A 13,131-nucleotide genomic window follows, 5' to 3' on the forward strand; every position below is an offset into this window, starting at 1 on the left:
TAGCTGCCAGCACCGCAGTGCTCTGCTTTTCTGTGGGAGCGGGCTTGCCTGCGATGCAGACACCTCGGTACATCAGTCATACCCAGCAGTAGACCCCATGCCAGCTCCCAGATTGACCCAATACAGTCTGAAAAGCAGCCCACCCTCTGCCTGATGTACCCAGTTCCAAATGTGGGAGCGGGCTTGCTCGCGAAAGCGGTGTGCCAGTCGGCTTATTTGTAACTGACCCACCGCCTTCGCGAGCAAGCCCGCTCCCACAATGTTGACCGAGTTCAGTTGCCAGCACCGCAGTGTCCTGCTTTTCTGTGGGAGCTGGCTTGCCTGCGATGCAGACACCTCGGTACATCAGTCATACCCAGCAGTAGACCCCATGCCAGCTCCCAGATTGACCCAATACAGTCTGAAAAGCAGCCCACCCTCTGCCTGATGTACCCAGTTCCAAATGTGGGAGCGGGCTTGCTCGCGAAAGCGGTGTGCCAGTCGGCTTATTTGTAACTGACCCACCGCCTTCGCGAGCAAGCCCGCTCCCACAATGTTGACCGAGTTCAGCTGCCAGCACCGCAGTGCTCTGCTTTTCTGTGGGAGCGGGCTTGCCTGCGATGCAGACACCTCGGTACATCAGGCAAACCCAGTCGCAGACCCCATGCCAGCTCCCAGATTGACCCAATACAGTCTGAAAAGCAGCCCACCCTCTGCCTGATGTACCCAGTTCCAAATGTGGGAGCGGGCTTGCTCGCGAATGCGGTGTGCCAGTCACCTACTCCATCAACTGACAGACCGCTTCGCTTGCGCTTTTGATCTAACCACTCAGGTCGGCTGTCAGGCCGCCGTGCTTTGCTTTTGACTTTGATCTTAGGTGCCGAGTGGTGGGGCAAGAGCCCTTTGGTTACTTTGGGGCTTTTCCAAAGTGACCCGCCGTAAGGGCGGAACCCATTGCGGCCGTGACCCAAACAACGGATATGTACTCAGCGCCCCCCACAGTCACCCTCTATTCCGGCCAATGCCACGCCGGCGCATCCAAAACCCCTTGCCCCACAATCCGCGTCTCGCCCAGCACCTTCTCCAGCACAATCGAATGACACCCTTCATCCTGCTGCAGCGCGGCAATCAACCGACTGGCATGGGATACCACCCACACCTGGCACTGCTGTGACGCCTGGATAATCAAGCGCGCCAGCGCCGGCAGCAAATCCGGGTGCAGGCTGGTCTCCGGTTCGTTCAGCACCATCATCGTGGGCGGCCGGGGCGTCAGCAGCGCGGCAACCAGCAGCAGATAACGCAAGGTGCCGTCCGACAACTCCGCGGCCGACAGCGGCCGCAGCAAACCTTCCTGATAAAATTCAAGCGCGAAACGCCCGCCTTGCAGCGGTTGGATATTCAAGCGCGCTCCGGGGAACGCATCGCTCACCGCGCGCTGCAAGGCCTCGGGGTCGCCAATCTCTCGAATGGTCTGCAACGCGGCTGCCAGGTCGCGCCCGTCGTGATGCAACACCGGCGTGCGCGTGCCCAGTTGTGGCTGGCGCACGGGCGCATCGACGTCGCTGCGAAAGTGATCATAAAACCGCCAGCCCCGGATGCTTTCGCGCAGCAGCAACACCTCCGGCGAGCCGCGCAGGTTGCCGACCTGGTCGAACAGGCTGTGGTAATTCGGTGTGTGCTGAGCCAACACGTCCCAGGCACGTCCTTCACGTGCTCGCACCATCGGCCCGGAACGCTGCACCAGCAGGCTGGCCGGGCGGTAGAGGTGGCCAGCCCAGATGCATTCCTTCTTCACTTCCGGGTCCAGGGAAAAATACGACTGGGTTTTTTCCGGCAGGCCCAGGGAGATCGCATAGCTGAAGTCCTCCCCGGCAAACCCCAGGCGCAGGCGTTTGACGCCTTGGCGTACCATGGGCTCCACCGGCACCTCGCCATTGCGCATGCGCCGGCTGATGGTTTCCGGCCCGGCCCAGAAGGTCGAGTCCAACCCGCCCTCACGGGCCAGCGCATTGATCACCCCGCCTTGGGCGGTTTCCGCCAGCAGCCGCAGGGCGCGATACAGGTTGGACTTACCGCTGCCATTGGGGCCGGTGACCAGGTTCAGCCGGTCCAGGGGCACCACCAACTTATTGATCGAGCGATAATTGGCTACTGCGAGGGTTTTCAGCATGTGCATTCAGTCTGCAGGGGAACCCTTGGAGTATGGGTTCCTGCCGGCAGATAAGGAACCCTGATCTAAGCTCACAGTCGCATACAAACTGGCACATCGCGTCACGCAAAAGGAGCCTGCATGGGCGGTCGCACTTCAAGAGTTGTACTCAGCCTTGGCCTGTTGGCGCTGCTGAGTGGCTGTGGTCAGGAAAACACCGAACCCAAGGCGCATTCACGGGTATTTGTGCAGACCGTACAGTCGGCGGATTTTGCCGCAGCGGTCACGCTGACCGGTGACATCCAGGCCCGCGTACAAACCGATTTGTCCTTTCGGGTGGGCGGCAAGATCATCCAGCGCATGGTCGACGTGGGCGACCGCGTGACCGCCAAGCAAGTGTTGGCCAAGCTCGACCCCAAGGATTTGCAGACCAACGTCGATTCCGCCCAGGCCCAGGTCGTGGCCGAACAGGCGCGGGTCAAGCAGACCGCCGCCGCCTTCGTGCGCCAGGAAAAGCTCCTGCCCAAGGGCTACACCAGCCGCAGCGAATACGACGCTGCCCAGGCCGCGCTGCGCAGCAGTCAAAGTGCCCTGGCGGCGGCGCAAGCCCAACTGGCCAACGCCCGTGAGCAACTCGGCTATAGCGCGTTGATCGCCGATGCGCCCGGCGTGATTACCGCTCGCCAGGCCGAGGTCGGCCAGGTGGTGCAGGCCACTGTGCCGATTTTCAGCCTGGCCCGTGACGGTGAGCGCGATGCGGTGTTCAACGTGTACGAATCGCTGTTAGTGGAGCCGCCGCCTGACGCACCGATCACGGTCAGCCTGTTGGATAACCCGAGCATCAAGGTCCAAGGCAAGGTCCGTGAAGTCACCCCAGCCGTCGCGGCCAATACCGGCACCGTGCAAGTCAAGATTGCGTTGCAGGCGCTGCCCAAAGGCATGCAGCTGGGTTCGGTGGTGAGCGCCACTGCGAATGGCCCGGCCAAGGCCAGTATCGAGCTGCCCTGGTCTGCGTTGACCAAAGACCTCAACGAGCCCGCTGTGTGGCTGGTCGATGGCGACGGCAAGGCGCAACTGCACAAGGTCACGGTGGCGCGTTACCTGACCGGCAAAGTGATCATCGGCGAGGGCCTTAAAGGCGGCGAAAAAGTTGTGGTGGCCGGCGGGCAATTGTTGCACCCCGGTATGCTTGTCGAGATCGCCCAGCCAGGAGCCCAGCCATGAAGCACCTGACGGCTCTACTCGCCACCAGCCTGTTGCTGGTCGCCTGCTCCAAGCAAGAACCGCCGCCCGAACCGGTGCGCCCGGTGTTATCGATGGAAGTCAAAGCCGAAGACCAGGAAAACCTCGGGCGCTTCGCCGGTACGATCCAGGCGCGTTATGAAAGCAATCTGGGTTTCCGCGTGCCCGGCCGTATTGCCCGTCGCGCCGTGGACGTCGGTGCCGAGGTGGAGAAGGGCGCCTTGCTCGCCGTTCTCGACCCCACCGACCAGCAGAACCAGTTGCGCGCCGCCCAAGGCGACCTTGCCCGTGTGCAGGCGCAATTTATCAATGCCCAGGCCAACGCCCGCCGCCAACAAGCGTTGTTCGACCGTGGCGTCGGCGCCCAGGCCCAGTTGGACGTGGCCCAGACCGACCTTAAAACCACCCAGGCCACGCTCGACCAGGCCAAGGCCTCGGTCAACCAGGCCAAAGACCAGCTCACTTACGCCGAACTGCGCACTGACCACGCCGGTGTTGTCACCGCGTGGAATGCCGAGGCCGGTCAAGTGGTCAGCGCCGGCCAGCAGGTGGTGACCCTGGCCCGCCCGGATATCAAGGAAGCGGTGATCGACCTGCCCGCCGGCCTCGCCGAGCGCTTGCCCGCCGATGTGGTGTTTCTGGTCGCCGGGCAACTCGACCCAAGCGTCAACACCACCGCCATCGTGCGCGAAATCGAGCCTCAGGCCCAAAGTGCCACGCGCACCCGTCGCGCACGACTGACCCTGGCCGAGACGCCGCCGGCGTTTCGCCTGGGAACCGCGATCAGCGTGACCTTGAGCAGCGCGATTGCGCCACGTATCGAACTGCCTGTCAGCGCGTTGCAGGACGTTGGCGGCAAAACCCGCATCTGGCTGCTCGACACCCAAAGCCAGACCGTGCAACCGCGTGACGTCACCGTGATCAGCCAGGACGCCGACAGCGCCTTGCTCAATGGCGGCGTCAAACCCGGCGAACGCATCGTCACCGCCGGTGTGAACAGCCTGAAAGCCGGGCAAAAAGTCAAAATCGACGAGGACAGCCCGCGATGAAAGGGAGCTTCAACTTATCCGACTGGGCCCTCAAGCATCAGTCCTTCGTCTGGTACCTGATGTTCGTCGCGCTGCTGATGGGCGTGTTCTCCTACATGAACCTTGGCCGTGAGGAAGACCCCTCGTTCACCATCAAGACCATGGTGATCCAGACCCGCTGGCCCGGTGCGACCCAGGAAGAAACCCTCAAGCAGGTCACCGATCGCATCGAGAAAAAACTCGAAGAACTCGATGCCCTCGACTACGTGAAAAGCTACACGCGGCCGGGCGAATCCACGGTATTCGTGTTTCTCAAGGACACCACCAGCGCCAAGGCCATCCCGGAGATCTGGTACCAGGTGCGCAAGAAGATCGACGATATTCGCGGCACATTCCCCCAGGGTTTGCAGGGGCCGTCGTTCAACGATGAGTTCGGTGACGTGTTCGGTTCGGTGTACGCCTTTACTGGCGATGGCCTGTCGATGCGCCAGTTGCGCGACTACGTGGAACAGGTACGTGCCGAGATCCGTTCGGTGCCGGGGTTGGGCAAGGTCGAGATGATCGGCCAGCAGGACGAAGTGATTTACCTGAATTTCTCCACGCGCAAACTCGCGGCACTGGGGATTGATCAGCGCCAGGTCGTGCAAAGCCTGCAATCACAGAACGCGGTGACCCCCGCCGGGGTCATCGAGGCCGGGCCGGAGCGGATCTCGGTGCGCACCTCGGGCCAGTTCGCCTCGGAGAAGGACTTGGCGGACGTTAACCTGCGGCTCAATGACCGTTTCTACCGTTTGGCGGATATCGCCGACATCAGCCGTGGCTATGTCGACCCGGCGCGGCCGCTGTTCCGTTTTAACGGCCAGCCGGCGATCGGCTTGGCCATCGCCATGCAGAAGGGCGGCAATATCCAGTCGTTCGGCAAGGCCCTGCACACGCGCATGGATGAGCTGACCGCCGACCTGCCGGTAGGCGTCGGCGTGCACAAAGTGTCCGACCAGGCGGAAGTGGTCGAGGAGGCGGTTGGCGGCTTTACCAGCGCCTTGTTTGAAGCGGTCATCATCGTCCTGGTGGTGAGCTTTATCAGCCTCGGTATGCGTGCCGGGTTGGTGGTGGCGTGTTCGATCCCGTTGGTGCTGGCGCTGGTGTTCGTGTTCATGGAGTACAGCGGCATCACTATGCAGCGGGTGTCGCTGGGCGCCTTGATCATCGCCCTCGGCCTGTTGGTGGACGATGCGATGATTACCGTGGAGATGATGATCACGCGCCTGGAAAAAGGCGAAACCAAGGAGCAGGCAGCGACGTACGCCTACACCTCGACCGCCTTCCCGATGCTTACCGGCACGTTGGTGACGGTGGCCGGTTTCGTGCCAATCGGCCTCAATGCCAGTTCGGCGGGCGAATACACCTTCACCCTGTTCGCGGTGATTGCCGTGGCGATGCTGGTGTCGTGGGTGGTGGCGGTGCTGTTTGCACCGGTGATTGGGGTGCATATCCTCAGTGCCAATGTGAAACCGCATAACGCCGAGCCAGGGCGCATCGGCCGCGCGTTCAATGGCGGCATGCTGTGGGCGATGCGCAACCGCTGGTGGGCCATCGGCATCACCGTGGGCCTGTTCGTGGCGTCGGTGTTCTCCATGCAGTTTGTGCAGAACCAGTTCTTCCCGTCGTCGGACCGCCCGGAAATCCTCGTCGACCTCAACCTGCCGCAAAACGCCTCGATCAACGAAACGCGCAAAGCGGTCGACCGCCTGGAAGCCATCATCAAGGATGACCCGGACATTGCCCGCTGGAGCACCTATATCGGTCAGGGCGCGATTCGTTTCTACCTGCCCCTCGACCAGCAATTGGAAAACCCGTACTACGCCCAGTTGGTCATCGTCAGCAAAGGCCTGGAAGCACGCGGCGCCTTGATTGCGCGCCTGCAAAAACGCCTGCGTGATGACTTTGTCGGTATCTCCAGCTATGTGCAGCCATTGGAAATGGGCCCACCGGTAGGCCGGCCTATTCAGTATCGGGTCTCCGGTAAAGACATTGACCAGGTGCGTAAACACGCGATTGAACTGGCAACCTTGCTGGATCAGAACACCCACTTGGGCGAGATCATCTACGACTGGAACGAGCCCGGCAAAGTGCTGCGCGTGGACATCGCCCAGGACAAGGCGCGGCAACTCGGGCTGTCGTCGGAAGACGTGGCGCAGTTGATGAACAGCGTGGTCAGCGGCGCCTCGGTCACCCAGGTGCACGACGATATCTACCTGATCAACGTGGTCGGTCGCGCCGAGGATGCCGAACGCGGCACGCCGGAAACCTTGCAGAACCTGCAGATCGTCACGCCCAACGGCACCTCGATTCCATTGCTGGCTTTTGCCACCGTGCGCTATGAGCTTGAGCAACCGTTGGTATGGCGCCGCGACCGCAAGCCGACGATCACGATCAAGGCATCGGTGCGCGATGAGATGCAGCCGACCGACCTGGTCAAGCAGTTGGCGCCGACGATCGAAAAATTCAGCGCCGGATTGCCGGTGGGTTACACGGTCGCCACCGGCGGCACCGTGGAAGAAAGCGGCAAGGCCCAGGGCCCGATCGCCAAAGTGGTGCCGTTGATGCTGTTTTTGATGGCCACCTTCCTGATGATCCAGTTGCACAGCGTGCAGAAGATGTTCCTGGTGGCGAGTGTTGCGCCGCTCGGCCTGATTGGTGTGGTGCTGGCACTGATTCCCACCGGCACGCCCATGGGGTTTGTGGCGATCCTCGGCATTCTCGCGCTGATCGGCATCATCATCCGCAACTCGGTGATTCTAGTGACGCAGATCGACGCCTACGAGCGCGACGGCTACACGCCGTGGGATGCCGTGGTGGAAGCCACCGAGCACCGACGCCGGCCGATCCTGCTGACGGCGGCGGCGGCGAGTCTGGGCATGATCCCGATTGCGCGGGAAGTGTTCTGGGGGCCGATGGCGTACGCGATGATTGGCGGGATCATTATCGCCACGTTGCTGACGCTGCTGTTCCTGCCGGCGCTTTATGTGGCCTGGTACAAAATTCGTGAGCCCAAAGACCATCAGGCCTGACCCGCGAGGCCTTCCTGCGAGGGTGTAGGAAGGCTCCTGGAAACACTTTCCCTACAGTTGCCGGGCGCCAAGTGTTTTACCCTCCGGGCCTGATCCCGTTTGGAAGACCTGTGCCATGCGCCCTTTTGTGTTGGTTTGTTGCCTGTTGCTGTCTCCGCTGACGTACGCGGGGACGGTGCTGGAAAACGCCTTGTGGCGCGTCGAACTCGACCCCGCCACGTTGGCGCTGCGCGTCACGCCGGCAGGCGAGGCGCCCGTGCAAGCCTCCAGCGGCGTGGCGGCGCAGGTTGTCAGCGATATGCAGGCGGGCACTGAACAGGCGGCCTGGCAATGGGACAGCGGCGCCTATCGTCTGACGGCTCGCCTTGAGCAGCGCGACCTTGCCGTGACCATCAGCGCCCGCGAGCCGGGTACATTGCCGCTGCTGCGCCAACCCGCCGAGGCCATGGGCCAAGGGTTGATCTGGCCCTTGGCCGAAGGGCACTACGTGCCCGCAGGTAACCCCGTATGGAACGCGTTTTTGCTCGAACAGGGCGAGCTCAACACCACGCAGGACTTGAGCCTGCCGTTATGGGGCGTGGATCACGGGCGCTTTACACTGAGTTGGTTGCTGACCAACCCCTATAACAATCACCTGGTGTGGCAAGCCGACGGAAAAGGCCTGGCGCTGCTGGCATCCCATACATTCACCGCACTGGAGCCCAGCGCGCCGATGACCCTGCGCCTGCACCTGGGCGACGCCGACCCGTTGGCCGGTGCCAAGCGCTATCGCCAGTGGCTGGTGGAGCAGGGCCGTTATGAACCGTTGACGGACAAGCTGCGGCAAACGCCTGAAGCGCAAAAGTTGTTGGGGGCCAGCCATGTCTACCTGTGGGGGAATGAGCTGTTGGGGGCGGAGGATGTGCGTGACTGGCCGCTGCTGGTGAAAGTGCTGCGTACCCACGAACTCAAGGGCTTGCTGGATAAAGAGGCCACGCAAGTGCTGGCGCAGTCCGCTGCGTTGGACCGCTATCAAAAGACCGTGCTGTTGCGTGGCCTCAACGCGGCAATCAATACAAAGGCCCGGCAAACCTGGCAGGCTAGCGAAGAGCCGGACATGCTCAAGCTCGCGGATGGCTACGGCGCACTGCGCCGTGAGCTGGCGACGGCGTTCAGCGGCGCGCTGCGTGACGGCCCTGAAACCTGGGGCAGCAGCCTTTCGACCAAGACCCTGAAGTCGCTGCAAGACGCTGGGCTTGCGCGCCTGCTGCTGGCTCTGGGCGACGGTTGGGAAGGTGGCTTGTGGCACCCCGAAGCGATTCAGGCGGGCGTCAACGCCGGTTACCTCATGGCCCCCTACGATTCCTATGAAACGGCGTTATCCACCACCGAAAACCCGGACTGGACCACCGCCCACCTGGGCAGCAAGGCTTACCGCGAGTGTGCCATCGTGTTGAAGGACGGCACGCTCAAGACCGGCTTCCAGCAATCGGGCCACTACACCGATCCGCGCTGCGTTCGGCCATTGCTGGAAGCCCGGGTGAAGGCCGTGCAGGCCAAGGCAGGGTTCAACGCCTGGTTCCTCGATGCCTACGCCACCAGCATGGTCTTCGACAGCTATCGTAACGGCGCCCCAATGACCCAGGCGCAAAACGCCGAGGGCAATATCGACGCGTCGCGCTGGATCAACACCGCGCTCAAGCTGCCCGCCGGCTCCGAAGACGGCAACGCCATCACGGCCCAGGGCATCCTGTTCGCCCATGGAATGCAGACGCCCGTGATCGGCTGGGGTGACCACGCGATGGCTCAGGACAAGCAGTCGCCCTATTACGTGGGCAACTGGTACCCGCCGGAGCAACCCGCGGTGTTCTTCAAGTCCGTGCCGTTGAAAGAGCCGTTTCGTACGGTGTACTTCGAGCCGACGATGCGTTTGCCGTTGTACCAGGCGGTGTTCCACGGGTCGGTCATCACCACCCACCACTGGCTGTTCGATAGCCTCAAGCTGAGCAATGTGCAGGCTGCAAACGAGCTGACTCAACTGCTGTACAACGTGCCGCCGCTGTACCACCTCAGCGCGGCGACGCTTAAGCAGCGGCTGCCGGTGATCCAGCGGCAGGACCGGTTTTTCCGGCCATTGCATCAACGCTTGGCGACTCAGGCGATGACCGATTTCCGTTGGTTGACGGCGGACAAGCAGGTGCAGCAGACCACGTTTGCCGATGGCACGCGGTTAGTGGTGAATTTTGCTGCCGAGGAGCACCAGGGCTATGCCGCCCGCAGTGTGACCGCGTTGGTAGTGGGGGAAAAACCGCTGGTGTATCAGGTGCAGTAGCGCTGCCGGTCAAACCGCTATCGCAGGCACGCCGGCTCCCACAGGCGAATGCATTTCAACCAGTGGGAGCGGGCTTGCTCGCGAAGGCGTCAGCCCTGGCAACAAACATCTATAACGTGCGCCACACGCTCGCCAACCAAGGCTGCTGTTCCCGTGGCAACCCGGCGGGCCGGTAATAATGCTCCAGCTCCACAAACCCGGCCGCCGTGAGCAAACCCTGCCACGCCGCCAGGTCGTGGTAAGACCCGTACCGAGGCCCATTCCAGCCTTCCTGGTTTTCACCGCGAGGGTTGGAGCTGAACAGCACGCCGCCCTGTTTCAAGGCGCCATGCAGTTGCTTGAGGATGCGCGGTAATTCCTGCTTGGGGATATGAAACAACACCGCGTTGGCAAACACCCCATCAAATCGCCCGGCAGGCAAATCCAGCTTCAGGAAATCCTGCTGCAACACCTCACAACCACTGTCATCGCGGGCCATCTGCGCAAAGCGCTCGGAGCCATCCAGCCCCACTGCAATGTGCCCCATGCGGGTAAACGTCTGCAGATCGCGCCCCGGCCCGCAGCCGAAATCCAGCAGGGTAAACGGTGGCGTGCCGTGGATATGCCGCAGCAAGGCGTCGATGTTCTGGCTCACATCGTGATCGCGGGTGCCTTCACGGAAGTCCTCGGCCACCTGGTTGTAGTGGCCGAGCGTGGTGGACGTGATCTGGTCGAGGTCGTCGGGCTTAAGGGTCATGACGGGGAATACCGGGTACTGAGATAGCCCGACTATACCTCACCGCTTGTTGAGCACTCGCGCCAGGCGATCGCCCCCCAGCTGAATCACGGCCACCAGAATCACCAGCAGCACGATCACCGTCAGCATGATCTGTGTATCAAACCGCTGATAGCCATAGCGGTAGGCAATATCACCCAGGCCGCCCGCGCCGATCGCGCCAGCCATGGCCGACGAGTTGATCATCGTCACCAGCGTAATCGTAAACCCGCCGACGATTCCTGGCAGCGCTTCCGGCAACAGCACGTGCCAGATGATATGCCAGCGTCGGCAGCCCATGGCTTGTGCGGCTTCGATCAAACCGTGGTCGACTTCACGCAAACTGACCTCGGCGATCCGGGCAAAGAATGGCGTGGCGGCGATGGTCAGCGGCACCACGGCCGCCCATACGCCATAGGTGGTGCCGACGATCAGCCGGGTAAACGGGATCAGCGCCACCATCAGGATCAAAAACGGAATGGAGCGGAACAGATTGACGAACGCCCCCAGCACGCGGTTCAGCGCGGGTGCCTGGTAGATCCCGCCCTTGTCGCTGGTGACCAGAAACACCGCCAGCGGAATGCCCACCAGCAATGCAATCAGTGACGACACGCCGACCATCAACAAGGTATCGATGGCGCCCTGCACTAAACGATCAAACCACATAACCGAGCACCTCCACGTGTTGCGCCCAACGCCCGGCGCGATTGCGCAGTTCTTCGGCGTTGTGGGGCGAGCCATTCACCGCCAGCAGCAACTGCCCGAGGGCATGACCCTGAATGCGTTCCACACCGCCTTGCAGCAAGCGCACACGCCCGCCGAGGGCGTTGAACAGCGCGGCCAGGTCGGGTTCGTCGCTGGCGCTGCCGGTGAACTGCAAGCGCAGCACCAGTGCCGCGTCGGCAGATGGCCGGGTCAGTTGCAAGCGGCTTTGCAGTTCGTCCGGCAACCCGTGTTGCAGCGGCGCCAACAGGGTTTTGCTGACCTCGTGCTGCGGGTTGCCGAACACTTGCCACACCGGGCCTTGCTCCACGATGCGGCCGTGTTCCAGCACCACCACGCGGTCGCAGATTTCGCGAATCACCGCCATTTCATGGGTGATCAACACAATGGTCAGCCCCAGGCGCCGGTTGATCTCGCGCAGCAGGCCGAGGATCGATTGCGTGGTTTCCGGGTCGAGCGCCGAGGTGGCTTCGTCGCACAGCAGAATCTGCGGGTCGTGCACCAGCGAGCGGGCGATGCCCACGCGCTGCTTCTGCCCGCCGGAGAGCTGCGCCGGGTAGGCCTTGTGCTTGTCCTTGAGGCCCACCAGCTCGAGCAGCTCGCGTACCTTTTGCTCGCGTTGCAGCTTTGGCACACCGGCCACTTTCAGCGGCAACTCGACGTTCTGCCACACGGTCTTGGCCGACATCAGGTTGAAGTGCTGGAAGATCATGCCGATACGTCGACGCAACGCCACCAGTCGGTCTTCGTCGTACTCGCCGATGTCCACCTGATCGATCAACACCCTGCCGCTGCTGGGTTGCTCCAGGCGATTGATGGTGCGGATCAGCGACGACTTGCCGGCGCCGCTGCGGCCGATGATGCCGAACACTTCACCGCGCTGGATCGCCAGGTCAATGCCTTGCAAGGCCTGCACGGTGCCGTCATAGGTTTTGCCCAGGTTGATAAAACGCACATGGGCGCGGTTCAAGTCGGGGTGCAGTTCTGTCTGCTCGGCGTGCCTGGGTGGTAAACCCAGGTCGCGCAGTTGTGTGTTGGCGGCGCTCATATTCAGCCTTCCCAGCCGACTTGGTAGAGCTTGCCGAGGGATTTATCCAGAGCCGCGCGCACCACCGGCGAGTGCTGGTAGATGTCGACGAACTTGATCACGCGCGGATCGGTTTTACTCTTGGGCTGGACGACAAACTGGATCACGTATTCCGGGTGGTCGAGGCCGTCGAACAGCAGTGCCGACTCGGCATCGAAGGTTTTGGACAGGCGGATATACGCCGGGTAGCCCTGCACCAGATCGGCGTCGTCATAGGCGCGCACCAGCTGCACGGCTTCTACCTGCAGGATTTTGATCTTCTTCGGGTTGGCGATGATGTCTTCTTCAGTGGCCTTGTAGCCCACCCCCGGCTTGAGGGTGATCAAGCCCGCTTTGGCCAGCAGTTGCAGGCCGCGACCACTGTTGATCGGGTCGTTGGCAATCGCCACGCTGGCGCCTTGAGGCAGGTCGTTGAAGCTTTTGTACTGCTTCGAATACAGCCCGACGTTGTTGATGATGCCGGGCGCATACGGCTCCAGCTTGAAGCCGGCGGCGGCCTTGGCGTTTTCCAGGAACGGGATGTGTTGGAAGTAGTTCACGTCGATATCGCCGGCCGCCAGGCTCACGTTGGGAGCGATCCAGTCGGTGAACTCCACCAGCTCGACTTTCAGGCCTTGCTTGCCGGCTTCTGCCACGGCGGCTTCCAGGGGGATCGCGAACGCGGCGGTGGTGCCGACTTTCAGCGGCGCATCGGCAGCAAACACGGCCGAGCTCAATAATCCGAGGGTCAGGGCCAGTGCTTTGACTGGGTGGGTGAGCAGGGTCTTTTTCATGATCGGTTTCCAGT

The 13,131-nt window shown here is 62.2% G+C and carries 9 protein-coding genes; 4 read left to right on the forward strand and 5 right to left on the reverse strand.

What is annotated here, in order from left to right; translation table 11 throughout:
- Window positions 1–988: 988 nt before the first annotated feature.
- Window positions 989–2,149 (reverse strand): AAA family ATPase, encoded by a 1,161-nt coding sequence (locus CPH89_RS11345; RefSeq protein ID WP_053255768.1) that lies wholly within the window; start codon window positions 2,147–2,149, stop codon window positions 989–991.
- Window positions 2,150–2,269: 120 nt separating this feature from the next.
- Between CPH89_RS11345 and CPH89_RS11350 the strand changes: the two genes are divergently transcribed.
- From CPH89_RS11350 to CPH89_RS11365, 4 genes are all read left to right on the forward strand, one after another.
- On the forward strand, window positions 2,270–3,352 hold the full coding sequence (locus CPH89_RS11350) for an efflux RND transporter periplasmic adaptor subunit (protein WP_053255718.1): 1,083 nt from the start codon (window positions 2,270–2,272) through the stop codon (window positions 3,350–3,352).
- A complete protein-coding gene (locus CPH89_RS11355; RefSeq protein ID WP_053255719.1) occupies window positions 3,349–4,419 on the forward strand; it encodes an efflux RND transporter periplasmic adaptor subunit in 1,071 nt (356 codons plus the stop codon). Before CPH89_RS11350 ends, CPH89_RS11355 begins: the two co-directional genes overlap by 4 nt.
- The gene (locus CPH89_RS11360; protein WP_053255720.1) at window positions 4,416–7,469 is read left to right on the forward strand and encodes an efflux RND transporter permease subunit; all 3,054 of its coding nucleotides are present in this window, start codon (window positions 4,416–4,418) and stop codon (window positions 7,467–7,469) included. Before CPH89_RS11355 ends, CPH89_RS11360 begins: the two co-directional genes overlap by 4 nt.
- A gap of 115 nt (window positions 7,470–7,584) precedes the next feature.
- Window positions 7,585–9,780 (forward strand): glycoside hydrolase, encoded by a 2,196-nt coding sequence (locus tag CPH89_RS11365; RefSeq protein ID WP_053255721.1) that lies wholly within the window; start codon window positions 7,585–7,587, stop codon window positions 9,778–9,780.
- Window positions 9,781–9,889: 109 nt separating this feature from the next.
- On the opposite strand, the gene CPH89_RS11370 is transcribed toward CPH89_RS11365, so the two are convergent.
- The 4 genes from CPH89_RS11370 to CPH89_RS11385 are packed head-to-tail and all read right to left on the reverse strand — an operon-like array spanning window position 9,890 to window position 13,117.
- Window positions 9,890–10,516 carry a class I SAM-dependent methyltransferase gene (locus CPH89_RS11370; protein ID WP_053255722.1) on the reverse strand — a complete coding sequence of 209 codons (627 nt, stop codon included), beginning with the start codon at window positions 10,514–10,516 and terminating at the stop codon, window positions 9,890–9,892.
- A 39-nt stretch (window positions 10,517–10,555) separates the two neighbouring features.
- Window positions 10,556–11,200: a methionine ABC transporter permease gene (locus tag CPH89_RS11375; RefSeq protein ID WP_016974994.1), complete on the reverse strand. Its 645-nt coding sequence runs from the start codon at window positions 11,198–11,200 to the stop codon at window positions 10,556–10,558.
- On the reverse strand, window positions 11,190–12,305 hold the full coding sequence (locus CPH89_RS11380) for a methionine ABC transporter ATP-binding protein (RefSeq protein ID WP_053255723.1): 1,116 nt from the start codon (window positions 12,303–12,305) through the stop codon (window positions 11,190–11,192). The genes CPH89_RS11375 and CPH89_RS11380 overlap by 11 nt, the downstream gene beginning before the upstream one ends.
- A gap of 2 nt (window positions 12,306–12,307) precedes the next feature.
- On the reverse strand, window positions 12,308–13,117 hold the full coding sequence (locus CPH89_RS11385) for a MetQ/NlpA family ABC transporter substrate-binding protein (RefSeq protein WP_053255724.1): 810 nt from the start codon (window positions 13,115–13,117) through the stop codon (window positions 12,308–12,310).
- Window positions 13,118–13,131: the final 14 nt, after the last annotated feature.

The organism is Pseudomonas fluorescens (assembly GCF_900215245.1).
In the GTDB taxonomy this organism is placed as follows: Bacteria; Pseudomonadota; Gammaproteobacteria; order Pseudomonadales; family Pseudomonadaceae; genus Aquipseudomonas; species Aquipseudomonas fluorescens.